Origin of the sequence: Bacillus sp. SJZ110, from assembly GCF_006715455.1 — a bacterium.
Classification (GTDB): Bacteria; Bacillota; Bacilli; order Bacillales; family Bacillaceae; genus Bacillus; species Bacillus subtilis.
Genome location: NZ_VFNF01000003.1, coordinates 170,803 through 197,226, shown reverse-complemented (window position 1 = coordinate 197,226; position 26,424 = coordinate 170,803). Strand labels below are relative to the sequence as shown.

Sequence of the window (26,424 nt, the reverse complement as noted above, 5' to 3'; positions counted from 1 at the left end):
TGTTCCTCCGCATTGGTATTTTTATTGATAAGACCGCCTCTGGGGCGGGCTTGCTTGTTGATAAATTAATAGTAGTCCAAAGGTATGAAAAAAATATGAACAATCTATTTCTAGTTGATGAAATAAAAACTAACAATTGTGAAACGCAAAACCTTCTGTTTAAAATGGTGCTATTATATAAAAAAGCATCAAAACAATCGGAGGATATAATGAAAATATTAATGATAGAAGATAATGTTAGTGTATGTACGATGACGGAGATGTTCTTTTTTAAAGAAGGTTTTGAAGCGGAATTCGTTCATGACGGGTTAGAAGGGTACCAGCGTTTTACGGAAGAAAATTGGGATCTGATCATTTTGGATATCATGCTTCCATCTATGGACGGCGTGACCATCTGCAGAAAAATAAGAGAGACAAGCACGGTGCCGATTATCATGCTGACTGCCAAAGACACTGAATCAGATCAGGTCATCGGCTTTGAGATGGGGGCGGACGATTATGTCACAAAGCCGTTCAGCCCGCTGACATTGGTTGCCCGCATCAAAGCCGTCATCAGAAGATACAAGGCGACAGGCAAAGCGGTTATTGATGAAGATATGATTGAAACGGAATGCTTTACCATTAATAAGAAGACGAGAGAAGTATTATTAAACGGAGAGCCTGTAGAAAATCTCACGCCGAAGGAATTCGATCTGCTTTATTACCTTGTCCAAAATCCGCGGCAGGTGTTCTCCAGAGAACAGCTGCTTGAGCAGGTATGGGGCTATCAATTTTATGGAGATGAGCGAACGGTTGACGTTCATATCAAACGGCTGCGGAAAAAGCTTGCCAGCGAGGACAAGCCTTTCCTGTATACTGTGTGGGGAGTAGGGTATAAATTTGATGAAGATTAAATATTTATATCAGCTGCTGCTAAGCCATATCAGCATTTTGATTTTAGCGTTTGTCATTATCATTTCTCTGTTTTCCCACTTTGTGAAGGAATTTGCCTATCAGAACAAAGTAGAGGAATTGACGTCATATGCGGTGCAGATTGCAAATGAATTCCAAGCCGGCCAGGTGGACATGCGCAGGCTCTATCCTTATCAGGACATGTTAAGCACAAGAAAGACGCAGTTTATCATCTTTAATGAAGAGCAGCAGCCCTATTTTCTTCCTGAAGGCTTTCATCACCCACCAAGGGAACAGCTGAAGAAATCAGAATGGAATAAGCTTAAAAAAGGGCAGACTGTCATGATCAGGGCAGATGGCCGTTTTGATGATGAAGTGTCACTTGTGGCGCAGCCTATATTTGTTCAGAACGAATTTAAAGGCGCCGTTCTGCTGATTTCTCCGATCAGCGGCGTTGAACAGATGGTCAATCAGGTCAACCTCTATATGTTTTACGCTGTGATCAGCACGCTTGTGATTACGATTCTCGTGAGTTGGCTTCTGTCCAAATTCCATGTCAAGCGGATTCAAAAGCTGAGAGAAGCGACAGATAAAGTGGCTTCCGGCGATTATGACATCCATTTGGAAAACAGCTACGGGGACGAAATCGGCGTTCTGGCCTCTGACTTTAATATCATGGCGAAAAAACTAAAGCAGTCAAGGGATGAAATCGAGCGCCTTGAGAAGCGGAGAAGGCAGTTTATCGCTGACGTGTCACATGAATTAAAAACACCGCTGACGACGATCAACGGTTTGGTTGAAGGGTTGAACAGCCATACGATTCCTGAGGATAAAAAGGATAAATGCTTCTCGCTGATCAGTGAGGAAACGAAGCGCATGCTGCGGCTCGTAAAAGAAAATCTGGATTATGAAAAAATCAGATCCCAGCAAATTACCTTGAACAAGCTAGACGTTCCTCTGATCGAGGTGTTTGAAATCGTGAAAGAGCACTTGCAGCAGCAGGCGGAAGAAAAACAAAACAAGCTGATGATCCAAGTAGAGGATCACGTCATCGTACATGCCGATTATGACCGGTTCATTCAAATTCTCGTCAACATTACGAAAAACAGCATCCAATTTACGCAAAACGGTGACATTTGGCTGCGCGGAATGGAAGGTTATAAAGAGACGATTATTGAAATTGAAGACACGGGTATCGGCATTCCAAAAGAGGATATTGAGCATATTTGGGAGCGATTCTATAAAGCAGATATTTCAAGAACGAACACAGCATACGGTGAATACGGACTCGGTCTCTCGATCGTAAGGCAGCTCGTTGAAATGCACCAGGGCACAGTAGAAATCAAGAGTGAAGAAGGGAAAGGCACAAAGTTCATCATCCGCCTTCCTTTAACGGCAAAACAGCAATAGCATACAGGGCGGCGCATCAACTGATGCATCCGCCTTTTTTGCACACCGCTTCGGTTTATTGCGTGCTCCCGAAAACAAAGATTGCGTGTTTTTCGGGTTGGGACGGTCTATAAACATGATAAAATATGACATAAACAGTTTTTGATGGGAGAGGGTGAAGGAATGAAGAGCGGGGTAATTCCTTCTTCAGCGGTCGGTCAAAAAATTAACGAGTGGTACAGATATATCCGGACATTCAGCGTGCCGGATGCCGAAGTGTTAAAAGCTGAAATCCAGCAGGAACTGAAACACATGCAGCATGATTCCAACTTGCTGCTTTATTATTCACTAATGGAATTCCGGCACCAGCTTATGCTGGATTATCTTGAGCCGTTAGAGAAATTAAATATCGAAGACCAGCCAAGCCTGTCTGAATTATCAAGAAACATTGACAGCAACCAGGCAGATCTCAAAGGGCTGCTCGACTATTACGTGAATTTTTTTCGCGGGATGTATGAATTTGATAAGCGGGAATTTATTTCTGCCATTACATACTATAAACAGGCGGAGAAAAAGCTCTCCTTTGTCGCAGACCATATTGAACGGGCTGAATTTTATTTTAAAATCGCGGAAGCTTATTATTATATGAAGCAAACGTATTTTTCATTGATTAATATAAAAAACGCCTATGAAATTTACGTGGAGCAGGAAACCTATAATGTGAGAATCATTCAATGCCATTTCGTCTTCGGGGTCAACCTGATGGATGAAAGAAATTTCGAACAAGCCGCACGCCATTTCAAATTAGCGCTCAATATGGCCCAAGCGGAACAAAAAGCCCAGCTGGTTGGAAGAGCATACTACAATCTCGGGTTATGCTATTACAATCAAGACCTTCTAGACCCTGCCATTGATTACTTTGAAAAAGCGGTCTCCACATTTGAAAGCAGCAGGATCGTCAATTCTCTCCCGCAAGCCTATTTTTTAATCACCCTGATTTATTATAAACAGGGAAAACATGATAAAGCTTCGGAATATCACAAGCGGGGCTATGAATATGCTAAAGAAACAGACGATGCAGACTATGCCGTAAAATTCGAGTTTTTGCAATCCCTATATCAGGATCAGCCCAATGAAGAAGGAATCGAACGATGTTTCCAGTACTTAAAAAATAAAAATATGTACGCTGATATAGAGGATTTAGCCCTAGAAGTAGCAAAATATTACTATGAACAGAAATGGTTTAAACTGTCTGCTTCCTACTTTCTACAAGTTGAAGAGGCAAGAAAACAAATACAAAGGAGTGAAGGTTTGTATGAAATTGAAATCTAAGTTGTTTGTTATTTGTTTGGCCGCAGCCGCGATTTTTACAGCGGCTGGCGTTTCTGCTAATGCGGAAGCACTCGACTTTCATGTGACAGAAAGAGGAATGACGTAAGAGCAAGCCCCTTCTCATTAGCGAGAAGGGGTTTTTCTTTTCAAAAAAACACCGCAGGACATAGTCTTGCGGTGCCGCCTTCATGGAGATTACGTTTATTTAGTAGCCTCCTACAAATGCAGTTCCCACAATGATCAAGAGGATAAATAACACAACAATCAAAGCGAAAGAAGTTCCGTAACCTGACATTTTGTGCACCTCCTTGCGAGATTGCTTCAGCATATACTGCAAAACTGTGGCGGACAGGGTTCCGCAGAGACGGTCAGCAGCTTAGTAGCCGCCAACAAACGCAGTCCCTACGATAATTAAAAGAATAAACAATACAACGATTAAAGCGAAAGAACTGATGCCGCCGTAACCGCCGCCGTTAGAGTATCCTGACATAAGGTTTCACCTCCCTATGAAGGATACTATAAGATATGCTGAACCGATCCATTTGGCAGGGATAATAGTGGACAAGAGAAAAAATGAAGAATTCGGCTATATGAAGGTGATATAAAAAATAGCGGGCGCTGCCGCCCGCTATTTATGTACGATTAAGAGATCAGCACGCCCGCGAAAAATTCCCGGTATAACGCTTGGACGGCTTTTCTTTCTTCGGCTTCTTTTACGCCAAACATCATGCTCACTTCAGAAGATCCCTGATTGATCATTTCGATATTCACCTGTGCCTCTGATAATGCTTTGGCGGCTCTTGCTGTTGTACCGACATTGTGGCGCATCGCTTCCCCTACAACCATAATCAGGGCGAGATGATGCTCGACGATGACTTCATCGGCATGCAAATCCTCTTCGATCCGTTTGATGACGCTGCGTTCAGTGGCGGCATCCATTTGCCCCTGCCGTAAAATGATTGTCATGTCATCGATTCCCGATGGAACATGCTCATACGTCAAACCATGCTCCTCCAGGATGTGAAGGGCTCTGCGGCCAAAACCGATTTCTCTGTTCATGAGATACTTGCTGATATAAATGCTGCAAAAACCGGTGTCGCTGGCAATGCCGACGACAGGCCCGTTTGTGTTATCCCGCTTGCTGACGACGCGGGTGCCTTCGGCTGAGGGGTTGTTCGTATTTTTGATCTGAACAGGAATCCCCGCTCTGAATGCCGGAATGAGCGCTTCATCATGAAACACTGAAAAACCCGCGTAGGACAGCTCCCGCATCTCTCTATATGTCAGCTCGCTGATTTCCTTTGGATTCTCAACGAAGGACGGATTGACAGAATACACAGCGTCTACGTCTGTAAAGTTTTCGTACAAATCGGCTTGTAGTCCGTTGGCAAGAATCGAACCGGTAATATCAGAACCGCTCCGTGAGAATGTGATCACATCGCCATCCTTGCTGAATCCGAAAAAACCGGGAAAAATGATGAGTCCGTCACGTTCCCGAAGACGATAGAGGTTTTGATAGGATTCAGGAAGAACTTGCGCGTTGCCGGGTTCATTTGTCACAAAGAGGCCAGCATCCTTCGGGTTTACATATTCCGCTTTGACGCCTTTATAACGGAAGTAAGCGGCGATCAGCTTGGCATTGTTATCCTCTCCGCTGGCCTTGACTGCGTCAAGGTATTGCTCGGGATTGCTTTTATCTCCTTCTAAAAGCGTAAACAGATCATTTCTGATTTTTTCGATAATGCTTTGCCCTAGCTGAAGCTCATTGGCGATGAGAGCGTACCGTTCCACAACTGCTTCCGCCAGTTCAGGTGCACTGCCTGTTGCCAAATATTGTTCTGCACATGCGATTAAGAGATCAGTCACTTTCGTATCCTCGGCATAGCGTTTTCCCGGAGCTGAAACGACTACAGCTTTCCGTGCCGGATCTGAGGTAACGATGTGAAACACCTTGTCAAGCTGGGCGCCTGAAGCAAGTGAGCTGCCTCCGAATTTAACGACCTTCATGTTTACATCTCCTAATGTTTAAAATTTTCACACAAATTTAGTATTTATTATCTCTCTTTCAGTACTGTAAATCAAGGGGGAATTTCTATATGGGGAGAACATTTGTATTTTCCACGAGGAATAATGTCAGGTTTGCTGACCGTATACCTGCGTTATAAAGATAAATATGGTAAACAGCCTAACGTTTTGTGATGGAAAATGGTTAGAATGATTAGTAAAATGGATAAATGACTAGGTTAATATTTTTAAAGAATATTGACTAACCCTAGAAAAATGGTAATATGTAAATGATAATGATAATCAATTACTATATGGCCATATTGTTTTGAGTCCTTGCGGAGTAGGAGATACGTTCTTTTTGCTGTAAGGATGTAAGGAGGCAGCATGAAGCTACGTTACTTATTTATTCTACTTATCATATTAGCAGTCACATCTGTATTTATCGGTGTAGAAGATCTGTCGCCGCTTGATCTCTTCGATTTAAGCAAACAAGAGGCGTCAACGCTGTTTGCAAGCCGTTTGCCGCGATTGATCAGCATTGTCATCGCGGGATTAAGCATGAGCATCTGCGGTTTGATTATGCAGCAGATCAGCAGAAATAAATTCGTGTCACCGACGACGGCGGGCACGATGGATTGGGCTCGGCTCGGCATTTTAATTTCCTTGCTGCTGTTTACATCGGCCAGTCCTTTAATCAAAATGCTGGTCGCGTTTGTCTTTGCCCTTGCAGGAAATTTTCTGTTTATGAAAATCCTTGAAAGAATCAAGTTTAACGACACCATCTTTATTCCGCTTGTCGGTTTAATGCTCGGGAATATCGTCAGTTCAATCGCGACATTTATCGCATATAAATATGACTTGATCCAGAATGTGTCATCATGGCTGCAGGGAGACTTCTCTTTAGTCGTGAAAGGAAGATACGAGCTTCTTTATCTGAGTATTCCGCTCGTCATCATTGCCTATGTGTATGCGGATAAATTCACATTGGCCGGTATGGGTGAAAGCTTTTCTGTCAACCTCGGCCTGAAGTACAAACGGGTTGTGAACATCGGGCTCATTATCGTGTCCCTGATCACGTCCCTTGTCATTTTGACTGTCGGTATGCTGCCGTTTCTCGGTTTAATCATCCCGAATATTGTATCGATTTACAGAGGAGACAATCTGAAGAGCAGCCTGCCGCATACTGCGCTGTTGGGAGCGGTGTTTGTGCTGTTTTGCGATATACTGGGCAGAATCATTATCTTCCCTTATGAAATCTCGATTGGCCTGATGGTCGGAATCATCGGCAGCGGCATTTTCCTGTTTATGCTGTTAAGGAGAAAAGCCTATGCGTAACCAGATGAAAATAGCTTTGCTCGTTGTTTTAGCCATTGTATGTATCGGCTTGTTTTTGTTTTATGACTTAGGCAATTGGGATTACACCCTGCCGAGACGAATCAAAAAAGTCGCTGCCATTGTGCTGACGGGGGGAGCGATTGCGTTTTCGACCATGATCTTTCAAACGATTACGAACAACCGCATCCTGACGCCGAGCATTTTGGGCCTTGATTCTCTCTACATGCTGATTCAGACTGGCATTATCTTTTTGTTCGGTTCTGCGAATATGGTCATCATGAATAAAAACATCAACTTTATCATCTCTGTTCTGCTGATGATACTGTTTTCTCTTGTTTTGTATCAGATCATGTTCAAGGGTGAGGGGAGAAATATCTTTTTCCTTCTGCTTATCGGAATCGTGTTTGGCACGCTGTTCAGCAGCCTGTCTTCCTTTATGCAGATGCTGATTGATCCGAACGAGTTCCAAGTTGTGCAGGACAAGATGTTTGCCAGCTTTAACAATATCAATACGGATTTGTTATGGCTCGCGTTCATCATCTTCCTGCTGACAGGCGTTTATGTCTGGCGTTTTACAAAATTTTTCGATGTGCTGTCGCTCGGACGCGAGCACGCCGTGAATTTGGGTATTAACTACGACAAAGTGGTGAAGCAGATGCTGATCGTGGTTGCGATTTTGGTTTCTGTTTCAACAGCGCTAGTCGGGCCGATCATGTTTTTAGGCCTTCTAGTCGTCAACCTGGCGAGAGAATTCCTGAAAACATATAAGCATTCATACTTAATCGCAGGCTCTGTTTTCATCAGCATCATTGCGCTGGTCGGAGGGCAGTTTGTGGTTGAGAAAGTGTTTACCTTCTCAACGACGCTGAGCGTCATTATTAATTTTGCCGGCGGGATTTATTTTATCTACTTGCTGTTAAAGGAGAATAAATCATGGTAGAGGTCAGAAATGTAAGCAAACAATATGGCGGGAAAGTTGTTCTTGAAGAGACGTCAGTCACGATTCAAAAGGGCAAAATCACCTCGTTTATCGGTCCTAACGGCGCCGGCAAAAGTACGCTGCTGTCTATCATGAGCCGCCTGATCAAAAAGGATTCCGGCGAGATTTACATAGACGGACAAGAGATTGGAGCATGTGACAGCAAAGAGCTTGCCAAGAAAATGAGCATTTTGAAGCAGGCGAACCAAATTAATATCAGGCTCACGATCAAAGACCTCGTCAGTTTTGGCAGGTTTCCGTACTCACAGGGCCGGCTGACAGAGGAAGACTGGGTTCATATTAACCAGGCGCTCAGCTATATGAAGCTGGAAGACATTCAAGACAAATACTTGGATCAGCTGAGCGGCGGACAGTGCCAAAGGGCATTTATCGCCATGGTCATTGCCCAGGACACAGATTATATTTTTCTGGATGAGCCGCTGAACAATCTGGATATGAAACACTCAGTTGAAATTATGAAACTGCTGAAACGGCTGGTAGAGGAGCTTGGAAAAACGATCGTCATCGTTATTCACGATATCAATTTTGCTTCAGTCTATTCTGACCATATCGTCGCTTTGAAAAACGGCCGAATCGTAAAAGAAGGACCACCTGAAGAAATGATAGAAACATCAGTGCTTGAGGAAATCTACGATATGACCATCCCGATTCAGACGATTGATAATCAAAGAATAGGTGTCTATTTTTCTTAATATATAGAAGAGGTGAAGAGCATGAAAAAGTTCGCATTACTATTCATCGCTTTGGTGACGGCAGTTGTGATTTCTGCATGCGGAAACCAAAGCACAAGCAGCAAAGGTTCTGATTCTAAGGAAGAACAAATCACGGTGAAACACCAGCTGGACAAAAACGGAACAAAAGTACCGAAGAGCCCTAAAAAAGTTGTCGTATTTGACTTTGGAAGCTTAGATACATTAGATAAACTTGGTCTTGATGATAAAGTAGCGGGACTGCCGAAACAAGCCCTTCCTAAATATCTGTCCAAATTCAAGGATGACAAATATGCTGACGTCGGAAGCTTAAAAGAGCCAGACTTCGAGAAAGTGGCAGATTTAGACCCTGACTTGATCATTATCTCAGGAAGACAATCTGAGTCTTACAAAGAATTCTCTGAAATTGCGCCGACAATTTACCTTGGCGTAGACACAGCGAAGTATATGGAATCATTTAAGTCTGACGCAGAAACAATCGGTAAGATCTTCGATAAAGAAGATGAAGTGAAGGATGAACTCGCAAAAATCGATCATTCAATCGCAGATGTAAAGAAAACGGCTGAAAAGCTTAACAAAAACGGTCTCGTCATCATGGCGAACGACGGGAAGATCAGCGCATTCGGTCCTAAATCAAGATACGGCCTGATCCATGACGTGTTCGGCGTGACACCGGCTGATAAAAACATCAAAGCGTCTACTCACGGACAAAGCGTTTCTTACGAGTACATTTCAAAAACAAACCCGGATTACCTGTTTGTCATTGACCGCGGTACAGCGATCGGTGAAACATCATCTACTAAACAAGTCGTTGAAAATGATTATGTGAAAAATGTAAACGCAGTGAAAAATGATCATGTCGTCTACCTTGATTCTGCTACTTGGTACTTATCAGGAGGCGGTCTTGAGTCTATGGCACAAATGATCAAAGAAGTGAAAGACGGTTTAGAAAAGTAAAACCAAAAAGAGCCTCCGCTAAGTAGCGGGGCTCTTTTTTTGTTAATCAGCGTGCCGGCTGCTGTTCGGCAGGGCGCTGAGGTTTCTTTAATGTGAATGAGAGAAGGAAGCCGACAAGTGCAATGACGGCAGCCACAATAAAAGCGGCATTCATGCCGTGCAGGGCGGCGTGCTTTACATTTGACGTGCCTGCATGTGCCGCCTGGTTGCTCATCACGGAAACCAATAGTGCGGTTCCGATCGAGCCGCCGACTTGGCGAATCGTGTTGTTCATCGCAGTTCCGTGCGGAATCAAGTGGCGCGGCAGCGCGTTGATTCCGGCTGTTGTCACCGGCATCATGATCATGGCGGTGCCTAAGAGACGAACGGTGTATAAAACGACAATCCAAGCGAGTGACGTATGGTCAGTCAGCTGCATAAACGGCAGAGATGTCAGGAAGATGATGCAGAAACCGGCAATCGCCAGCCCTCTTCCGCCGACACGGTCAAAAATTCTGCCGATAATCGGCGACATAAAGCCCATCACAACGGCTCCCGGAAGGAGCATAAGCCCTGTATCAAAAGCTGTGACGTCTCTGACATTTTGTGTATAAAGCGGCAGGATAGTTTCCGTACCGATCAATAATGCAAAGACGAGGGTTCCCAGCAGTGTTGTTAAGCTGAAAACGCCAAACGTGAAGACGCGGAATTCCAGCATCGGTTTTTCAAGCTTCATTTGTCTTGTGATAAACAAGAGCAGCGCGATGACACCCACCAGCAGTGAAATCAAGACGGTTGAACTGGACCAGCCGTAAGAGCCGACGCTTGAGAATCCGTACAGAAGGCCGCCGAATCCAAATGTTGAAAGGATGACTGATAAAATATCAATCTGTGTTTTTCTTAAAGTCGTCACGTTTTTCATCAGGATGCTGGCAAGAATCAAATCAATCACAGCAAACGGAAGAATAATATAAAACAATGATCTCCAAGAGAAAGCTTCGACAGCCCATCCGGAAAGAGTCGGTCCGATCGCAGGCGCGAATGAGATGACCAATCCGACCATACCCATAGCCTGGCCGCGCTTTTCAATCGGAAAGATTGTCAGGAATACAGTCTGCATGAGCGGCATCATAATGCCGGCTCCAGCCGCTTGAATGATACGCGCTGTCAGCAGAACCGGGAAGTTCGGCGCGAACGCTCCGACGACTGTTCCGGCAGTGAAAATGCTCATTGCTGTGATGAGCAGCGCCCGGCTTGTGAATTTCTCAATTAAAAACGCGGTAATCGGAATTAAAATCCCGTTGGTTAACATAAATGATGTGGTCAGCCATTGTGCTTGGTTGGCATCGACATTGAAATCCCTCATGATATGGGGAAGTGCGGTAATCAACAATGTCTGGTTCAAAATCGCCACAAACGCTCCGGCTAACAAAATGCCGACAATGACAGAACGGTTAAAAGATTTTTGTTCAATACTTGTGTTCAATACATATCCCTTCTTTTCTCTAAGTAATTAATAGTGTTTTTAACATGGAAACGGGCTGTGTTAAAACACCGGTTTTTTCCAGATAGCCAATCAGTGATTTGAGTAAAAAAGCGCGGGGTTCTTCCTTCTTCGCTTCTTCCTCCAGCATAGCGGCTGCGGATGTCAGTTCATCTACGTCATAGTCCGCGGCGGACAGGGAAGAGATGCCTTTATGTAATTCCTTCAGGCTTTCCGATAATAGGACTGATTTATCCTTTGGCTTGTAGGAGGATGCTGATTGAATATAAAGCTCGATGGCTTCGGGCGGAAGAAGAGACTGGCGGGTTTCCCTGTTTTTGATAATCTGATTGAGGGTGCTGATGATAAACTCTGCGATCGGGTCAAGCTCAAGCGGTTTTTCCTCGATTTTGATCAGCATTAAAAACTCACGCATCATACCATGAAGAATGATGACCAAATCCCACACAAATGGGAGAATGGTTTCTCCATACGCCTGGATCAGCGAATCGCGGTGCCAGCAGATAATCGTCGATCTGGTCTGATGGATATGCTGTTTGACCCGGTCATTGTGCAGCTTGGGGTTTCCGTAGGTCAGCATATTGAAAAACTGCTGATTCCGCCTGAAGCCCTCCAGTTCCATTTTGACCTTTTGCGTCAAACGCTCCTCCGGTGTAAGTGCGGTATTTTCCTGAAGTCTTGAGGCCGCGGCCACCATTTGCTTCTGGTTAAATGACAGCAGCTCCAAAAGCAGATCTTCTTTAGATTGAAACAGCTTATATATCGAAGCTTTTGACATCTTACATTCTTCTGCGATCGCCTGCATGGAAACCGACGTAAAATCCTTTTCCGAAAAAAGCTTTCGCGCGGCTAACAAGATATCTGTTTTTTTATCAAGCATCTCATGGCTTCCTTCTTTCTTGAACATTAGAAAACCCATTGGTTCACAGAAAACCAATGAGTAACTATGAAAAAATTTTACCAAATAAACAAAATAGAAGTCAATGGATTTTAACCGGGTAAATGAAAGGCCTGCCGGAAAATCCGACAGGCCGAATAAGAGCTTATTTTTCAACTTTAAATCCTTGTTTTTCAAGCATTTCACGGATGTGCGGATAGTACAGGCGCTCATAGTAGGAAGCGATGCTCTGTGACCAGTTTCTTGTTTCTTTTCCGTTTGTCCGTTTATTCATGTATTCAGACATCTGTTTGTCGTATGCCTGAATGTGAGACGTCAGCTCATCCTGATTCAAATAAGTTTCCTGATGATTGACAGCTTCCTGCGGCAAGCGCGGTTTTTTCGCTGAACGGTCGGCAGGATGCCCAATGACAAGGCCGGATAAAGGGAACACGTATTTTGGAAGCTCAAGCAGTTCGATCAGCTCTTGAGGGTTTCCGCGAACTGCACCGATCGGAACTGTGCCAAGTCCGAGTGACTCGGCCGCTGCTGTTGCTGTGCCGAGTGCAATACCAGCGTCTACTGCGCCGACAAGAACAGATTCCAATCCATTTGTGATTTCCATTTTGAAATCATGCAGATCTTCAAGCGCAATTTTGGCCCGGTTGAAATCTGCGCAGAACAGCAGGAAAACAGGAGCTTGATCGATCCATGGCTGGCCGCCTGCCAGCTCGGAGATTTTCTTTTTGCGCTCTTTATCCTGGACTGTGATCACAGTCACTTGCTGTCCGTTGATAGAAGAAGGGGCTGATTGCACCGCTTCAATGATTTGGTCCAATTGCTCCTGAGCTACAGGCTCATCTGTGTAGCTGCGAATCGAGCGGTGGTCTGTTAAAGATTTAATCACTTCATTCATATGAGACACCCTTCCTTTACTCGCTAAGCTCTGTGCGGACAACATCAAGAGGAGCGCTCAGCAGTTCTTTTCCTTTTGCGACAAACCCTTGGAAATGCGCAGTTTCGTTATGGAATTTCATTGCCGCTTCATCTTTCCATTTTTCAAGCATGACAAATGTATTTTCTTCGCCTACTTTTTCGAATAGGTCGTATTGCGCGTTGCCTTCCTCAGCTCTTGAATGCTGAACAAGTGATTGAGCCTCGCTCAAAAATTCCTCGCGTTTTTCTGGTTTTACTTTGATGTAAGCTTGTAATACGATCATTTAAATCTCCTCCGTTGTTATGCGAATTTATTGTTCGAATTTCATCGAACTAAATGTAACATGTATTCTAAATGAGGTAAAGGAAAAACCCTTATATAGTAAAATTGTCATTCTAATTGTTGTGTGATACATTTGTGTCATGAACATTCCAAACCATCCAGAAACAGAAACATTGCAGCTGACAAAGGTTCTTCATGCACTTAGTGATCCGCTTCGTTTAGAGCTCGTCAAGCAATTAGCTGAAGCAAAAGAAAAAACGTGCAGCACCTGTGCAGATGTGCAGGTTGCCAAATCGACTTTGTCGCATCATTTTAAAGTTTTGAGAGAATCAGGCATCGCTCAAGTTCGGATAGAAGGAAAGCGCCGGTATTATTCGCTTCGCGCTGAAGACCTTGAAAAGGCATTTCCGGGACTGCTTGAAGCCGTGCTGAATGTAGACCAGGACCGCTGGTGAATCAATCCCCTGTAACGGGGATTTTTTTATGTCCGTAAACCGCTTTGAAAAGCCGCTGCACACCCTCCTGAATATCTTCTTCCTTCAGCCGTGCAAAGCCGATAATGAGAGCGGGCCTGCCCGTTTGCCGCTTGTTTTCCTTCAAGTTAAATCGGCTCATTCCGAATATTTCAAGCTGCAGACCGGCAGCATGTGACAGGATGTCTTGTTCGGTGCGCCTGGTATCAAATTCGGTAACAAAATGCAGCCCCGCATTTGCTCCTTTTACGGTAACCTCTCCGCTGAACTCTGCTTCTAAAGCGGTGATCAGGCGTTCTCTCTTTTCTTTATAATGCTGCTTCATTTTTTTTATATGCTTCTGATATTCACCAGACTCAATAAATTCCTGCAGGGTGAGCTGTGTAAGTGATGAGCAAGTCTGCAGATCGTAGCCCCGCTGTTTGTATATCCTCAACAGCTCAGGCGGCAACACCATATAGCTGATCCGCAAGCCGGGGAGAAGGGACTTTGAAAAGGTTCCCATATAGATAACATTTTGAAAACGGTCGAGGCTTTGCAGCGCCGGAATACTGTCTACATCATATGTGAATTCACTATCATAATCGTCCTCAATGATATATCGGCGCGGCTCCTCGGCTGCCCAGTTCAGCAGCTGAATTCTTCTGGACACAGGCATAATCGTTCCGGACGGAAACTGATGCGACGGGGTGGTCACCAGCACATCTGGCTGCTGTCTGGTGATTTCAGCAATCGACATGCCCTTTTCATCCAGCATGATCGTCTTGACTTGTTTTCCGGCATTCTTCAAAAGCTGATACATGCGCCTGTAGCCAGGCTCCTCCATCGCATACACGGCTTCCTTGGGTAAAAGCTCAGTCAACAGCTGCATGAGCACCTGTGTGCCTGCCCCTATGATCATTTGTTCTGGCCTGCATTTTACACCCCTCGTCAGGGAAATGAGCCTGGTAATGGCCGCTCTCACTTCATATATCCCTTGCGGATGTGACATATCGCCGAGCGTGCGGTATGAGCGGGAGGCCGCTTTTTGCTCGCAGCGGAACCAGCTTTTGATCGGAAAATGGTCTGTATCGGAACTCATGTGTGAAAACGATATCCAATCGCTCTGGTCGATGTGAATCTCTTTTAGATCATCCGGCAGTGCAAATGGAGGGTGCTCCTCGGCGGAAAACATGTCTAGTTCCTCCACGAAGAAACCCTTTCGTTCAATGGCGTACAAATACCCTTCAGCCAGCAGCTGCTGATAGGCTGAATTCACTGAATTTACGCTGACCTTGAGATTTTCAGCCAGCTCCCGCTTGGAGGGAACCTTCGAGTGCGGCAGCAGATTGCGGCTGAGGATTTCTTTTTTCAGCTTTTGATAAATTTGCTGATAGATATAATCGGCTTGCTCTGAACGATCGAGTGTAATTGTGATATCCATTTTGTAGTTTCTCCTTCTGATACCATCAAAAAGTTATAATTGGTACTTTTCATCATACCAAAGAGAAGTCAGAATGATAAGAAAATACCGACAGGGGGATATTCACATGAGTCAAACAACAGTAAGCATCACAACTGCACAATGGCAGCAAAAACGGGATCAATTTGTGTCAAAAGGTGTGAGCAACGGCAACCGCAGTCTGGCGGTCAAAGGAGAAGGGGCCGAGCTGTACGATCTGGATGGACGGAGATTTATTGATTTTGCAGGCGCCATCGGCACGTTAAATGTCGGACACTCGCATCCGAAGGTGGTTGAGGCTGTGAAGCGGCAGGCGGAGGAGCTGATTCATCCTGGTTTTAATGTCATGATGTACCCGACTTATATCGAATTAGCCGAAAAACTGTGCGGCATCGCGCCGGGCAGCCATGAGAAAAAAGCGATTTTTCTTAACTCAGGGGCAGAAGCAGTCGAAAACGCTGTGAAAATCGCCAGAAAGTATACAAAGCGTCAAGGCGTTGTCTCATTTACGCGTGGGTTTCATGGACGCACGAATATGACGATGAGCATGACAAGCAAGGTAAAACCTTATAAATTCGGTTTCGGACCTTTTGCGCCAGAGGTTTATCAAGCGCCGTTCCCTTATTATTATCAGAAGCCGGCCGGCATGAGTGATGAAAGCTATGACGATATGGTCATTCAAGCATTCAATGATTTCTTTATCGCTTCAGTGGCGCCTGAAACGGTGGCGTGTGTCGTGATGGAGCCAGTGCAGGGAGAAGGCGGGTTTATTATCCCTTCGAAACGGTTCGTACAGCACGTCGCTTCATTCTGCAAAGAACACGGCATTGTTTTTGTTGCTGATGAAATCCAAACCGGCTTTGCCAGAACTGGCACTTATTTCGCAATTGAGCACTTTGATGTAGTGCCCGATCTGATCACGGTTTCTAAATCGCTTGCGGCAGGCCTGCCATTAAGCGGTGTGATTGGGCGTGCGGAAATGCTTGATGCGGCAGCGCCAGGGGAGCTGGGCGGCACGTATGCAGGCAGCCCGCTCGGCTGCGCGGCGGCTTTGGCAGTCTTGGATATTATCGAAGAAGAAGGACTGAATGAGCGATCTGAAGAAATTGGCAAAATCATTGAAGACAAGGCGTATGAGTGGAAACAAGAATTCCCGTTCATCGGTGACATCCGCAGACTCGGGGCGATGGCCGCAATCGAAATCGTCAAAGATCCTGACACGCGTGAGCCTGATAAGGCAAAAGCAGCAGCGATCGCGGCCTATGCGAATCAAAACGGATTACTTTTGCTGACAGCGGGAATTAACGGTAATATCATCCGCTTTTTGACACCGCTCGTCATCTCAGACAGCCTATTAAATGAAGGGCTCAGCATCTTGGAGGCGGGCCTGCGAGCTTAATCATTGGAAAGAAAACGGCTGGGTCTGCTATCATTTTAAGTAATCATGAAAAGAAAGGAATGTTCAATATGCCAGATCAATTAACGGTCTACAACCCGGCTACGGGCGAGGAGATCAAAACGATTCCTCAGCAATCAGCCAAAGAAGTAGAAGAAGCCATTGAACGTTCACATCAAGCGTTTAAAACGTGGTCTAAAACATCAGCGAACGAAAGAGCGTCTCTTTTGAAAAAATGGTATGAGCTGATTGTTGAACATAAAGAAGAACTTGCAGATTTAATTACAAAGGAAAACGGAAAACCATACAAGGAAGCAGTTGGCGAAGTGCTTTACGGCGCAGGCTATATCGAATGGTTCGCAGAGGAAGCGAAGCGTGTGTACGGAAGAACGGTCCCGGCCCCGACAACGGGTAAACGAATTGTTGTCACACGCCAGCCGGTCGGCCCCGTTGCTGCTATCACGCCCTGGAATTTCCCGAATGCGATGATTACACGCAAAGCGGCGCCTGCTCTTGCCGCTGGCTGTACATTTATCATCAAGCCGGCGCCGGACACACCGCTGTCTGCTTATGAACTAGCGCGCCTCGCATATGAAGCGGGCATTCCGAAGGATGTTCTTCAGGTTGTAATCGGCGATGGAGAAGAAATCGGAAATGTGTTCACAAGCAGTCCGAAAATCCGCAAAATCACGTTCACAGGCTCAACACCTGTAGGGAAAATCCTTATGAAAAACAGCGCGGACACCGTGAAGCACGTCTCAATGGAACTCGGCGGACACGCCCCGCTGATCGTAGATGAAGATGCGGACATTGACCTTGCCGTTGAACAGGCGATGGCGTCCAAATACCGAAACGCCGGCCAAACCTGCGTATGCGCCAACCGCCTGATCGTTCATGAATCCATTAAAGATGAATTTGCTGCGAAACTGAGCGAGCAAGTGTCTAAGCTGAAAGTCGGAAATGGACTTGAGGAAGGCGTCAATGTCGGACCGATCATCAACAAACGAGGCTTCGAAAAAATCGTCAGCCAAATAGATGATGCGGTTGAAAAAGGCGCGAAAGTGATTGCTGGGGGCACATATGACCGAAACGATGACAAAGGGTGCTACTTTGTGAATCCGACAGTGCTCACCGATGTCGATACGTCCATGAACATCATGCATGAGGAAACATTCGGCCCGGTCGCCCCGATCGTCACGTTTTCTGATATTGATGAAGCGATTCAGCTTGCCAACGATACACCGTATGGCTTGGCTGCTTACTTCTTCACAGAAAACTACCGCCGCGGCATCTATATTTCCGAGAATCTAGAGTATGGCATTATCGGCTGGAATGACGGCGGACCGTCAGCGGTTCAAGCGCCATTCGGCGGAATGAAAGAAAGCGGCATTGGCCGTGAAGGCGGTTCAGAAGGTATCGAGCCGTACCTTGAAACAAAATATTTGTCCATCGGTTTATAAAGAATGCACGCTCCTGAGAGCTGCCGGATTTTCCGGCAGCTCTTTTTGTGTTCCGGCGAATAATCACAACAATTCCAGCCAAAATAACAGCAAATACATTTTGAAAGAAGGTTCCCCAACAATGGATTTATTATTGGCTCTTCTCCCGGCTTTGTTTTGGGGGAGCATTGTTCTCTTCAATGTGAAATTAGGCGGCGGGCCGTACAGCCAGACACTGGGAACGACGATCGGGGCACTCATTGTTTCTATCGTTATTTACTTTTTTGTTCAGCCCGTTCTGTCACTTCGCATTTTTATTGTTGGAATCGTATCCGGCTTATTTTGGTCACTTGGACAGGCCAACCAGCTGAAAAGCATTCAATTGATGGGCGTGTCGAAAACAATGCCGATTTCCACAGGAATGCAGCTCGTTTCCACCTCGCTTTTCGGTGTGATCGTGTTCCGCGAATGGTCAACACCGATTGCGATTACGCTTGGCGTTCTCGCTTTGATCTTTATCATTGTGGGAATCATTCTCACGTCCTTGGAAGATAAGAATGATAAAAAAGAGGGCGAGCCAAGCAATTTGAAAAAGGGCATTTTGATTCTCCTTGTTTCGACTCTTGGTTATTTGGTTTATGTAGTCGTGGCTAGATTATTCAATGTGTCCGGCTGGTCCGCGCTGCTGCCACAGGCAATTGGCATGGTGGTCGGGGGGTTAGTTTTAACCTATAGACACAAACCCTTTAACAAGTATGCGATCAGAAATATTCTCCCAGGGTTAATCTGGGCAGGCGGAAATATGTTTTTGTTTATTTCTCAGCCGCGAGTCGGCGTTGCAACGAGCTTTTCCCTTTCACAAATGGGAATTGTCATTTCTACGCTAGGCGGTATTTTCATCCTGCGTGAAAAGAAAACGAAACGCCAGCTTATAGCAATTGCGATCGGAATTATCCTGATTATTGCCGCCGCTGTATTCTTGGGAATCGCCAAAACAAATTCATAACAAATGGAGGAAGATGTATATGTATCCGGATTTAAAAGGAAAAGTCGTCGCTATTACAGGAGCTGCTTCAGGGCTCGGAAAGGCAATGGCCATTCGCTTCGGCAAGGAGCAGGCAAAAGTGGTTATCAACTATTATAGTAATAAACAAGATCCGAACGAGGTAAAAGAAGAGGTTATCAAGGCGGGCGGTGAAGCTGTTGTCGTCCAAGGAGATGTCACGAAAGAGGAAGATGTAAAAAATATCGTGCAAACGGCAATTAAAGAGTTCGGCACACTCGATATTATGATTAATAATGCCGGTCTTGAAAATCCTGTGCCATCTCACGAAATGCCGCTTAAGGATTGGGATAAAGTCATCGGCACAAACTTAACAGGTGCCTTTTTAGGAAGCCGTGAAGCGATTAAATATTTCGTAGAAAACGATATCAAGGGAAATGTCATCAACATGTCCAGCGTGCATGAAAGGATTCCGTGGCCGTTATTTGTCCACTATGCAGCTAGTAAAGGCGGAATTAAGCTGATGTCTGAAACGTTGGCTTTGGAATACGCGCCGAAGGGTATTCGCGTCAACAATATCGGGCCAGGTGCGATCAACACGCCAATCAATGCTGAAAAATTCGCTGACCCTAAACAGAAAGCAGATGTAGAAAGCATGATCCCGATGGGCTATATCGGCGAACCGGAGGAAATTGCCGCAGTGGCAGTGTGGCTTGCTTCGAAGGAATCCAGCTATGTTACAGGCATCACGTTGTTTGCGGACGGCGGAATGACGAAATATCCTGCTTTCCAGGCAGGCCGCGGTTAAACATAAAAAGCGACCCAGACATGACATCTGGATCGCTTTCTTTATTAGGCGCGTTTTTTCTTAACAAGCGCTGCTACAGATAAAATAATGGCAGCCGCAGACAGCACAATCGCTGTAATGTCTAGAGCTGAAGAACCTGAGTTTTCGGAATCGTCTTCTGTTTTCGTGGCGCCGTGCTCATCTGTCACTTGTTTTGCAGACGTGATGTTTGTAATGGAATGAGGTGTATCGGCATCCTCGTCACCTGTCCACTCAACAATGCTGCCGTCTTTGTAATATTGGTATGCGTCCCAAGCAGCTTCCTCCGCTTTGTCAGGGTTTTTGGCAACAAAGGTAAACTGCTGGAACTGTCCTTCCTGAATGCCTCCGTCAGTCGCCTTCCATGTCACGGACACTGATTTGTCATCATGTTTTTGAGTGGAAACCTTCCAGCCCGGAATTGGCTCATATTGCTGGAATTCAACATCCTTCGGCATTTTGAGGACAACCTTCGTTGTCGGCAGATTTTTCTCAGAAGGAACCTTCATTGTATACGTTTCCCAAGAGCCTGCAGCAGACTCAGCTGGTTTTACAGAAACATGCGCGCTGGCAGGGGCCGTAAAGAATAAGAGGGAGCCGACAATAGCCGGACATAGTGTCAATGCGATTTTTTTCAACAACGTAAACACTCCTTAATTGGTCTTTGTAAACATGATATTGATTTCGTTAAAGTCGCCGGTCAGGCCGTGGACTTTGATCTTCCAGTTTCCTTTTTCATTAATCGACAGGTTTTGATCTTGGAAGACGCCTTTTGTTTTTTCTTTTAATGTAAAGGTGCTTTTGTTTTCGCTGCCTGACAGGCCTGTTTTATAAACGGTTAACGTCATTTGCTGGATGTTTTTCACGGGATCTCCGTTATGGTCGGTGACACGCAGCTCAAAAACATTTTTTCCGGGCTGGTTTGGGCTGATGCTGAGAGAAACGCTTTGTCCGTTCTCAATCGCTTTGGTTTGGTAGAACGGTTCCGGCGCTGGCTCAGGCGGGCTTGGCAGGCTTGTAAACACGGCCGCTGTGATCAATACAGCGATGCCGATTGCCCACTCCGCTTTCAACGTTCGGCTGATTCCTGTGCGGCGCTGCTTTCTGGTAAGCAGAAAATGAATCGCACCTAAGACCAGCATGAAAACAAACAGCCCGCTTTTCACTAAAAGAGCTTGGCCGTACGCTGTATGGAACAGTGAATCCATTGAACGAATGATGAAAAATCCATTGAGCAAGCCTGAAAACAAAATGACGCCGACTGCAGTGAGCGCCCATGGAGAGAACCGTCTGACCGTCTCCCACGCGAGCGTTTTGTCAGGCTGCCTCCATTCTTTTGAGAGCAGCAAAACGAGTGCCGCTATTCCGCCGACCCAGATGGAAGCGGAAGTTAAATGAAGGAAATCCATCAAAATGCCGACCGTTTTTTCTTCAACGACAGCAGCATGCCCGGTAAACGCCTTGGCAAGCAGGAGACCGAAAAAGAAAATGAGCGGCGCTGTCCAATAGCCAAAGGATGAAAAGCGGTTTTTCCGTATCGCAGGGATGACAGACAGTGCGAGCAGCACGAACAGCGCGGCCTGTATGATCCAAATGGAGCCGCCTGCTGTCTCAAACAGTGTTTCTCTGATGTAGCCCGGCTGGAATGCGCTGCCCCAGCCGCCGCCTGCGTTCGCTTTTGTCTGAATCGGAAGCTGAAGCAAAAGCGCCAGCCCCAATGCTGCGATCGAGCCGGTCAGGATACGTCTCGTCCGTTTGACGAGCTGTTCTGATTTCCCTTTATACCAGAAAAGATGGAAGAAAACTGTTCCGATAAACAGAGATAAGGCTGTATACAGAATCGCGCGATCTGCTGCTGTTCCCGGATTCAGCGCTGAATCGGCTGCTTTTTGGCTGCTGAATCCGCCATCCGCTTTCCCGATACTGAACGGAATGACGCCGGAAACAGGATGCCCGTCCGCGGATACGGCATTCCATTCCGCTCTGTACACATCTTTAGGCAGATTCTTCTTCAGCTTCACTGTCATGATGTGATGATTATCTTTTTTGATTTCAGTCTTGTCCGTATCCACACGGTCGCCGTTTGAATTATAGACTTTAATGTAATGAAACCCTTCTTCAACCGGTTCATTAAATTCGATTTCCACCTGCGGAGGGGCGCTTTTTAATTCGCTGTTTTCCCCAGGTGAAGATTTGACAATATAGGCGTGAGCAAAGCTTGTTTTCGGCAGGAAAACAAGAAAAAGCAGAAGGATGATCCACCATCTGTTTCGCTTCATCACTCAGACACCACCTTCCGCTGTATGTGTTGTGTTATTTCTTGGTGCAGGTGCAGCGTTTCTTTCTGTCTTGAAGCATATCTTCCAGCGCTTGGTCGAAAGTGCGGACGGCTCCGCCGAATCCTTTTTGAAATCGTTCGGCATGGTCAAGTGTCGCAAACGGAATGGCCTGCGGCTGGCAGCAGTGCAGGTTTAATTCAGCATTTACGACGAAATAAGCCGAACCGGCACTGACGGTTGTCTGTAACAGAAAATCTCTGCAAATCAAGTGTGAAACCTCTTCCGTTTTATCCGCGTAACGCAAAAACGCGCAATGTGCGCAGCATAGCTGTTCAATGTCTTGGTTTACCGTAATCAGCTGAACCGAATGAGCTTGATTGACGGGCTTCAAGCAATAGCTGCACATATGATCTGTTTGAGGTGTTCGGACGGGGAGCGTGATACCGCCGGCGGTTTTTATGACCTGATTTGACTGAACCAGCTGATTGACATCTCTATATACCGTCATTTCCGAAACGCCGAACCTTGCGCTGATGTCAGAAATTCTGAGCGAGCCTTCTTCTTTCAGCCACTTCAGTATGTGTTGCTGTCTATTAATCGGAAGCATTCATACACCCTCTTCATTAAGATCTATTTAAGCGTAGAGGATTTTAGAGACAGAGACAAGTAAGTGGATGATAAAAAATGTGAAAATATGTTGAACAGCAACAAAACGAAACAGAAGGGACTCTGGTATAATAGACAGATGGAATAGAAAGTGAGGAATACCCTATGAAAGAAACACCATGCCCGAACTGCGGCAAACCTTTGACAGGCGATATGGTCAGATCATCAAATGTGCCTTGTCAATTTCGCTGCGGCCACTGCCGGGAACGGCTTTATGAATATAAAGTTTCAGCTCCGATTATGCTGGTATCATTAGCGGCCATCGTGCTGCTTATTTATCTTTTGTTGCTCCTCCGCAATGCGGCAGGCTCAGTGCTGCCAGCTGTACAGCACGTGCCGATGGCTGTTTTTGCGCTTGTGTGCGCCTATCCCGTTTTTATTGTGAGTGAGCGAATGATCGCAAAGTACGTGATTCAAAACGGCAACATTATTTATAGAGGAAAGAGAAAAGGCTCCTGATATCAGGAGCCTTTTTATTTTTAAAAAATTGTCACAGTCATGTGCCAAAGTCCTCTTTACTTTCAATTGTATAGGGACTGTAAGCGTTTTAACATAGAGTCAAAGGGAAGCATCATTCTCTGAACATATTTTTGTATCTTACAGCGACAAACAAAACAGGGAGGGTTTATATATGCAGCAGCAAGAACAGCAGCAAGGCGGCATGAAAGTGAAAGTGCAGCGCTTTGGGAGTTATTTGAGCGGAATGATCATGCCGAATATCGGCGCGTTTATCGCGTGGGGTATCATTACCGCGCTGTTTATTCCGGCAGGATGGTTTCCGAATGAACAGCTGAACACGCTGGTCAGCCCGATGATTACGTATTTATTGCCGCTTTTGATAGCGTATACAGGCGGAAAAATGATCTACGACCACCGCGGCGGAGTTGTCGGAGCGACAGCGGCAATTGGGGTGATTGTCGGATCGGATATTCCAATGTTTTTAGGCGCAATGATTATGGGTCCGCTTGGCGGATACCTCATTAAACAGACTGATAAATTATTCAAGGATAAAGTCAAGCAAGGCTTTGAAATGCTGATCAACAACTTTACGGCAGGGATTGTCGGCGCGGCTTTAACGATTCTCGCGTTTTACGCCATCGGCCCGGTTGTCCTGACGCTAAATAAATTGCTGGCGGCTGGTGTGGAAGTCATTGTACACGCTAATTTACTGCCCGTAGCCAGTGTTTTTGTAGAACCGGCGAAAGTGTTGTTCCTCAACAACGCCATCAACCATGGAATCTTAAGCCCGATCGGAATCGAGCAAGCATCCCAAACAGGAAAATCAATTCTGTTTTTAGTAGAAGCAAACCCTGGACCGGGGCTCGGCATTTTGCTGGCGTACATGTTCTTTGGCAAAGGATCTTCAAAATCAACGGCTCCCGGTGCGGCGATCATCCATTTCTTCGGAGGGATTCACGAGATTTACTTCCCGTACATTCTGATGAAACCGGCCCTGATTCTTGCAGCCATTGCCGGCGGAGCAAGCGGACTCTTAACGTTTACGATCTTTAATGCCGGACTTGTCGCGGCAGCGTCACCGGGAAGCATTATCGCATTGATGGCAATGACGCCAAGAGGAGGCTATTTCGGCGTATTGGCGGGTGTATTGGTCGCTGCAGCTGTATCGTTCATCGTTTCAGCAGTGATCCTGAAATCCTCAAAAGCTAGTGAAGAAGACCTGGCTGCCGCAACAGAAAAAATGCAGTCCATGAAGGGGAAGAAAAGCCAAGCAGCAGCTGCTTTAGAGGCGGAACAAGCCAAAGCAGAGGAAGCGTCTGAGCTGTCTCCTGAAAGCGTGAATAAAATTATCTTTGCGTGTGATGCGGGAATGGGATCAAGTGCCATGGGGGCATCCATCTTAAGAAACAAAGTGAAAAAAGCGGAGCTTGACATCAGTGTGACCAACACGGCCATTAACAATCTGCCAAGCGATGCGGATATTGTCATCACCCACAAAGATTTAACAGACCGCGCGAAAGCAAAGCTGCCGAACGCGACGCACATATCAGTGGATAACTTCTTAAACAGCCCGAAATACGATGAGCTGATTGAAAAGCTGAAAAAGTAATCTTATAGAAAGAGAGTGATACTCATGCAAGTACTCGCAAAGGAAAATATTAAACTCAATCAAACGGTATCATCAAAAGAAGAGGCCATCAAATTGGCAGGCCAGACGCTGATTGACAACGGCTACGTGACAGAGGATTACATTAGCAAAATGTTTGAACGTGAAGAAACGTCTTCTACGTTTATGGGGAATTTCATTGCCATTCCACACGGCACAGAAGAAGCGAAAAGCGAGGTGCTTCACTCTGGAATTTCAATCATACAGATTCCAGAGGGCGTTGAGTACGGAGAAGGCAACACGGCAAAAGTGGTATTCGGCATTGCGGGTAAAAATAATGAGCATTTAGACATTTTGTCTAACATCGCCATTATCTGCTCAGAAGAAGAAAATATTGAACGCCTGATCTCCGCTAAAAGAGAAGAAGATTTGATCGCCATTTTCAACGAGGTGAACTGACATGATCGCCTTACATTTCGGTGCGGGAAATATCGGGAGAGGATTTATCGGCGCGCTGCTTCACCATTCCGGCTATGATGTGGTGTTTGCGGATGTGAACGACACGATGGTCAGCCTCCTCAATGAAAAAAAAGAATACACAGTGGAACTGGCGGAAGAGGGACGTTCATCGGAGATCATTGGCCCGGTGAGCGCTATTAACAGCGGCAGTCAGCCCGAGGAGCTGTATCGGCTGATGAATGAGGCGGCGCTCATCACAACAGCTGTCGGCCCGAATGTGCTGAAGCTGATTGCTCCATCTATCGCAGAAGGTTTAAGACGGAGAAACACTGCAGACACACTGAATATCATTGCCTGCGAAAATATGATTGGCGGAAGCAGCTTCTTAAAGAAAGAGATATACAGCCATTTAACGGAAGCAGAGCAGAAATCCGTCAGTGAAACGGTAGGTTTTCCGAATTCTGCCGTTGACCGGATCGTCCCGATTCAGCATCATGAAGACCCGCTGAAAGTATCGGTTGAACCATTTTTCGAATGGGTCATTGATGAATCAGGCTTTAAAGGGAAAACACCAGTCATAAACGGCGCACTGTTTGTTGATGATTTAACGCCGTACATTGAACGGAAGCTGTTTACGGTCAATACCGGACACGCGGTGACAGCGTATGTCGGCTATCAGCGCGGACTCAAGACGGTCAAAGAAGCAATCGATCATCCTGAAATCCGCCGTGTCGTTCATTCGGCGCTGCTTGAAACTGGTGACTATCTCGTCAAATCGTATGGCTTTAAGCAAACTGAACACGAACAATATATCAAAAAAATCATCGGTCGCTTTGAAAATCCTTTCATTTCGGACGATGTGACCCGCGTAGCGAGGTCACCTCTCAGAAAACTGGGAGAAAATGATAGACTTGTAGGTCCGGCAAAGAAAATAAAAGAACCGAATGCACTGGCAGAAGGAATTGCCGCAGCACTGCGCTTCGATTTCACCGGTGACCCTGAAGCGGTTGAACTGCAAGCGCTGATCGAAGAAAAAGGATACAGCGGCGTACTTCAAGAGGTGTGCGGCATTCAGTCCCATGAACCGTTGCACGCCATCATTTTAAAGAAACTTAATCAATAACCGATCACCCGTGACACAATGTCACGGGCTTTTTTTACTATCTCGCAATCTAGT

At 45.8% G+C, this 26,424-nt stretch carries 28 protein-coding genes; 17 read left to right on the top strand and 11 right to left on the bottom strand.

The genetic code is table 11. The features are described 5' to 3' along the window. Positions 1-209 precede the first annotated feature (209 nt). From yclJ to phrC, 4 genes are all read left to right on the top strand, one after another. The gene (yclJ, locus tag FB592_RS11120; RefSeq protein ID WP_003246532.1) at positions 210-893 is read left to right on the top strand and encodes a two-component system response regulator YclJ; all 684 of its coding nucleotides are present in this window, start codon (positions 210-212) and stop codon (positions 891-893) included. Next, a complete protein-coding gene (yclK, locus tag FB592_RS11115) occupies positions 880-2,301 on the top strand; it encodes a two-component system sensor histidine kinase YclK (RefSeq protein WP_072173981.1) in 1,422 nt (473 codons plus the stop codon). The genes yclJ and yclK overlap by 14 nt, the downstream gene beginning before the upstream one ends. A gap of 162 nt (positions 2,302-2,463) precedes the next feature. Further along, positions 2,464-3,612, top strand: coding sequence for a response regulator aspartate phosphatase RapC (gene rapC, locus FB592_RS11110; RefSeq protein ID WP_014475800.1), 1,149 nt, complete (start codon positions 2,464-2,466; stop codon positions 3,610-3,612). Then, positions 3,596-3,718 carry a phosphatase RapC inhibitor PhrC gene (gene phrC, locus FB592_RS11105; RefSeq protein ID WP_003224994.1) on the top strand — a complete coding sequence of 41 codons (123 nt, stop codon included), beginning with the start codon at positions 3,596-3,598 and terminating at the stop codon, positions 3,716-3,718. Before rapC ends, phrC begins: the two co-directional genes overlap by 17 nt. A gap of 99 nt (positions 3,719-3,817) precedes the next feature. On the opposite strand, the gene FB592_RS11100 is transcribed toward phrC, so the two are convergent. The 3 genes from FB592_RS11100 to FB592_RS11090 form a co-directional block, all read right to left on the bottom strand. Next, positions 3,818-3,907: a YjcZ family sporulation protein gene (locus FB592_RS11100; RefSeq protein ID WP_015482794.1), complete on the bottom strand. Its 90-nt coding sequence runs from the start codon at positions 3,905-3,907 to the stop codon at positions 3,818-3,820. An 81-nt stretch (positions 3,908-3,988) separates the two neighbouring features. Continuing rightward, positions 3,989-4,102 (bottom strand): YjcZ family sporulation protein, encoded by a 114-nt coding sequence (locus FB592_RS11095; RefSeq protein ID WP_014478831.1) that lies wholly within the window; start codon positions 4,100-4,102, stop codon positions 3,989-3,991. 152 nt (positions 4,103-4,254) lie between these two features. After that, positions 4,255-5,619, bottom strand: a complete 1,365-nt coding sequence (locus FB592_RS11090) for an aspartate kinase (protein ID WP_021481755.1) — start codon at positions 5,617-5,619, stop codon at positions 4,255-4,257. Positions 5,620-6,003: 384 nt separating this feature from the next. Here FB592_RS11090 and yclN point away from each other — a divergent pair, with 384 nt between their 5' ends. The 4 genes from yclN to yclQ are packed head-to-tail and all read left to right on the top strand — an operon-like array spanning position 6,004 to position 9,621. Beyond that, positions 6,004-6,954 (top strand): petrobactin ABC transporter permease YclN, encoded by a 951-nt coding sequence (gene yclN, locus FB592_RS11085; protein WP_014475804.1) that lies wholly within the window; start codon positions 6,004-6,006, stop codon positions 6,952-6,954. Continuing rightward, a complete protein-coding gene (yclO, locus tag FB592_RS11080) occupies positions 6,947-7,894 on the top strand; it encodes a petrobactin ABC transporter permease YclO (protein ID WP_141949511.1) in 948 nt (315 codons plus the stop codon). Before yclN ends, yclO begins: the two co-directional genes overlap by 8 nt. Beyond that, on the top strand, positions 7,888-8,646 hold the full coding sequence (gene yclP / locus FB592_RS11075; protein WP_014475806.1) for a petrobactin ABC transporter ATP-binding protein YclP: 759 nt from the start codon (positions 7,888-7,890) through the stop codon (positions 8,644-8,646). Before yclO ends, yclP begins: the two co-directional genes overlap by 7 nt. Positions 8,647-8,667: 21 nt before the next feature. Beyond that, entirely contained in the window at positions 8,668-9,621 is a 954-nt protein-coding gene (gene yclQ / locus FB592_RS11070) for a petrobactin ABC transporter substrate-binding protein YclQ (RefSeq protein WP_014478834.1), read from the top strand. Positions 9,622-9,667: 46 nt separating this feature from the next. On the opposite strand, the gene FB592_RS11065 is transcribed toward yclQ, so the two are convergent. The 4 genes from FB592_RS11065 to FB592_RS11050 form a co-directional block, all read right to left on the bottom strand. Then, positions 9,668-11,086: an MDR family MFS transporter gene (locus FB592_RS11065; protein WP_141949510.1), complete on the bottom strand. Its 1,419-nt coding sequence runs from the start codon at positions 11,084-11,086 to the stop codon at positions 9,668-9,670. Positions 11,087-11,105: 19 nt separating this feature from the next. Next, positions 11,106-11,984, bottom strand: a complete 879-nt coding sequence (locus tag FB592_RS11060) for a TetR/AcrR family transcriptional regulator (protein ID WP_031315646.1) — start codon at positions 11,982-11,984, stop codon at positions 11,106-11,108. 163 nt (positions 11,985-12,147) lie between these two features. Next, the gene (gene nfsA / locus FB592_RS11055; RefSeq protein ID WP_032726528.1) at positions 12,148-12,897 is read right to left on the bottom strand and encodes an oxygen-insensitive NADPH nitroreductase; all 750 of its coding nucleotides are present in this window, start codon (positions 12,895-12,897) and stop codon (positions 12,148-12,150) included. Positions 12,898-12,913: 16 nt separating this feature from the next. Continuing rightward, positions 12,914-13,201, bottom strand: coding sequence for a putative quinol monooxygenase (locus tag FB592_RS11050; protein WP_003234477.1), 288 nt, complete (start codon positions 13,199-13,201; stop codon positions 12,914-12,916). Between the two features lie 139 nt (positions 13,202-13,340). Between FB592_RS11050 and FB592_RS11045 the strand changes: the two genes are divergently transcribed. After that, positions 13,341-13,655: an ArsR/SmtB family transcription factor gene (locus tag FB592_RS11045; protein WP_003234476.1), complete on the top strand. Its 315-nt coding sequence runs from the start codon at positions 13,341-13,343 to the stop codon at positions 13,653-13,655. A gap of 1 nt (position 13,656) precedes the next feature. Here the strand turns inward: FB592_RS11045 and gabR are convergent, their stop codons facing one another. After that, positions 13,657-15,096, bottom strand: a complete 1,440-nt coding sequence (gene gabR / locus FB592_RS11040; RefSeq protein WP_101501870.1) for a MocR-like transcriptional regulator GabR — start codon at positions 15,094-15,096, stop codon at positions 13,657-13,659. Between the two features lie 106 nt (positions 15,097-15,202). Between gabR and gabT the strand changes: the two genes are divergently transcribed. From gabT to gdh, 4 genes are all read left to right on the top strand, one after another. Then, positions 15,203-16,513, top strand: coding sequence for a 4-aminobutyrate--2-oxoglutarate transaminase (gene gabT, locus FB592_RS11035; protein WP_101501871.1), 1,311 nt, complete (start codon positions 15,203-15,205; stop codon positions 16,511-16,513). A gap of 68 nt (positions 16,514-16,581) precedes the next feature. Further along, on the top strand, positions 16,582-17,970 hold the full coding sequence (gene gabD, locus FB592_RS11030; RefSeq protein ID WP_014475814.1) for a succinate-semialdehyde dehydrogenase: 1,389 nt from the start codon (positions 16,582-16,584) through the stop codon (positions 17,968-17,970). A gap of 121 nt (positions 17,971-18,091) precedes the next feature. Beyond that, positions 18,092-18,955: a glucose uptake protein GlcU gene (glcU, locus tag FB592_RS11025; RefSeq protein ID WP_003234455.1), complete on the top strand. Its 864-nt coding sequence runs from the start codon at positions 18,092-18,094 to the stop codon at positions 18,953-18,955. Positions 18,956-18,974: 19 nt separating this feature from the next. Next, positions 18,975-19,760, top strand: a complete 786-nt coding sequence (gene gdh / locus FB592_RS11020) for a glucose 1-dehydrogenase (protein ID WP_014475815.1) — start codon at positions 18,975-18,977, stop codon at positions 19,758-19,760. A gap of 44 nt (positions 19,761-19,804) precedes the next feature. Here the strand turns inward: gdh and FB592_RS11015 are convergent, their stop codons facing one another. The 3 genes from FB592_RS11015 to cutR are packed head-to-tail and all read right to left on the bottom strand — an operon-like array spanning position 19,805 to position 22,664. Next, entirely contained in the window at positions 19,805-20,419 is a 615-nt protein-coding gene (locus tag FB592_RS11015) for a YcnI family copper-binding membrane protein (protein ID WP_141949509.1), read from the bottom strand. Between the two features lie 12 nt (positions 20,420-20,431). After that, positions 20,432-22,057: a copper transporter YcnJ gene (gene ycnJ, locus FB592_RS11010; protein ID WP_141949551.1), complete on the bottom strand. Its 1,626-nt coding sequence runs from the start codon at positions 22,055-22,057 to the stop codon at positions 20,432-20,434. A gap of 34 nt (positions 22,058-22,091) precedes the next feature. Next, positions 22,092-22,664: a copper uptake transcriptional regulator CutR gene (cutR, locus tag FB592_RS11005; RefSeq protein ID WP_015252812.1), complete on the bottom strand. Its 573-nt coding sequence runs from the start codon at positions 22,662-22,664 to the stop codon at positions 22,092-22,094. A 164-nt stretch (positions 22,665-22,828) separates the two neighbouring features. Here cutR and FB592_RS11000 point away from each other — a divergent pair, with 164 nt between their 5' ends. The 4 genes from FB592_RS11000 to FB592_RS10985 all read left to right on the top strand — a co-directional run bounded on the left by FB592_RS11000 (position 22,829) and on the right by FB592_RS10985 (position 26,370). Beyond that, entirely contained in the window at positions 22,829-23,182 is a 354-nt protein-coding gene (locus FB592_RS11000) for a hypothetical protein (protein WP_017696160.1), read from the top strand. 172 nt (positions 23,183-23,354) lie between these two features. Then, a complete protein-coding gene (locus tag FB592_RS10995; protein ID WP_010886406.1) occupies positions 23,355-24,791 on the top strand; it encodes a PTS mannitol transporter subunit IIBC in 1,437 nt (478 codons plus the stop codon). Between the two features lie 24 nt (positions 24,792-24,815). Beyond that, on the top strand, positions 24,816-25,247 hold the full coding sequence (locus tag FB592_RS10990; protein ID WP_021481745.1) for a PTS mannitol transporter subunit IIA: 432 nt from the start codon (positions 24,816-24,818) through the stop codon (positions 25,245-25,247). 1 nt (position 25,248) lies between these two features. Next, a complete protein-coding gene (locus tag FB592_RS10985; protein ID WP_095252666.1) occupies positions 25,249-26,370 on the top strand; it encodes a mannitol-1-phosphate 5-dehydrogenase in 1,122 nt (373 codons plus the stop codon). Positions 26,371-26,424: the final 54 nt, after the last annotated feature.

Excerpts from the sequence above, each read along its gene's own strand:
- FB592_RS11100 (WP_015482794.1), bottom strand. The coding sequence starts at position 3,907 with ATGTCAGGTTACGGAACTTCTTTCGCTTTGATTGTTGTGTTATTTATC.
- FB592_RS10985 (WP_095252666.1), top strand. The coding sequence starts at position 25,249 with ATGATCGCCTTACATTTCGGTGCGGGAAATATCGGGAGAGGATTTATC.
- yclJ (WP_003246532.1), top strand. The coding sequence starts at position 210 with ATGAAAATATTAATGATAGAAGATAATGTTAGTGTATGTACGATGACG.
- gabT (WP_101501871.1), top strand. The coding sequence starts at position 15,203 with ATGAGTCAAACAACAGTAAGCATCACAACTGCACAATGGCAGCAAAAA.
- cutR (WP_015252812.1), bottom strand. The coding sequence starts at position 22,664 with ATGCTTCCGATTAATAGACAGCAACACATACTGAAGTGGCTGAAAGAA.
- ycnJ (WP_141949551.1), bottom strand. The coding sequence starts at position 22,057 with ATGAAGCGAAACAGATGGTGGATCATCCTTCTGCTTTTTCTTGTTTTC.
- yclN (WP_014475804.1), top strand. The coding sequence starts at position 6,004 with ATGAAGCTACGTTACTTATTTATTCTACTTATCATATTAGCAGTCACA.
- FB592_RS11095 (WP_014478831.1), bottom strand. The coding sequence starts at position 4,102 with ATGTCAGGATACTCTAACGGCGGCGGTTACGGCGGCATCAGTTCTTTC.
- gdh (WP_014475815.1), top strand. The coding sequence starts at position 18,975 with ATGTATCCGGATTTAAAAGGAAAAGTCGTCGCTATTACAGGAGCTGCT.
- FB592_RS11000 (WP_017696160.1), top strand. The coding sequence starts at position 22,829 with ATGAAAGAAACACCATGCCCGAACTGCGGCAAACCTTTGACAGGCGAT.
- yclP (WP_014475806.1), top strand. The coding sequence starts at position 7,888 with ATGGTAGAGGTCAGAAATGTAAGCAAACAATATGGCGGGAAAGTTGTT.
- phrC (WP_003224994.1), top strand. The coding sequence starts at position 3,596 with ATGAAATTGAAATCTAAGTTGTTTGTTATTTGTTTGGCCGCAGCCGCG.
- rapC (WP_014475800.1), top strand. The coding sequence starts at position 2,464 with ATGAAGAGCGGGGTAATTCCTTCTTCAGCGGTCGGTCAAAAAATTAAC.
- gabR (WP_101501870.1), bottom strand. The coding sequence starts at position 15,096 with ATGGATATCACAATTACACTCGATCGTTCAGAGCAAGCCGATTATATC.
- FB592_RS11090 (WP_021481755.1), bottom strand. The coding sequence starts at position 5,619 with ATGAAGGTCGTTAAATTCGGAGGCAGCTCACTTGCTTCAGGCGCCCAG.
- FB592_RS10995 (WP_010886406.1), top strand. The coding sequence starts at position 23,355 with ATGCAGCAGCAAGAACAGCAGCAAGGCGGCATGAAAGTGAAAGTGCAG.
- FB592_RS10990 (WP_021481745.1), top strand. The coding sequence starts at position 24,816 with ATGCAAGTACTCGCAAAGGAAAATATTAAACTCAATCAAACGGTATCA.
- gabD (WP_014475814.1), top strand. The coding sequence starts at position 16,582 with ATGCCAGATCAATTAACGGTCTACAACCCGGCTACGGGCGAGGAGATC.
- FB592_RS11045 (WP_003234476.1), top strand. The coding sequence starts at position 13,341 with ATGAACATTCCAAACCATCCAGAAACAGAAACATTGCAGCTGACAAAG.
- yclO (WP_141949511.1), top strand. The coding sequence starts at position 6,947 with ATGCGTAACCAGATGAAAATAGCTTTGCTCGTTGTTTTAGCCATTGTA.
- yclQ (WP_014478834.1), top strand. The coding sequence starts at position 8,668 with ATGAAAAAGTTCGCATTACTATTCATCGCTTTGGTGACGGCAGTTGTG.
- nfsA (WP_032726528.1), bottom strand. The coding sequence starts at position 12,897 with ATGAATGAAGTGATTAAATCTTTAACAGACCACCGCTCGATTCGCAGC.
- FB592_RS11060 (WP_031315646.1), bottom strand. The coding sequence starts at position 11,984 with ATGCTTGATAAAAAAACAGATATCTTGTTAGCCGCGCGAAAGCTTTTT.
- FB592_RS11050 (WP_003234477.1), bottom strand. The coding sequence starts at position 13,201 with ATGATCGTATTACAAGCTTACATCAAAGTAAAACCAGAAAAACGCGAG.
- glcU (WP_003234455.1), top strand. The coding sequence starts at position 18,092 with ATGGATTTATTATTGGCTCTTCTCCCGGCTTTGTTTTGGGGGAGCATT.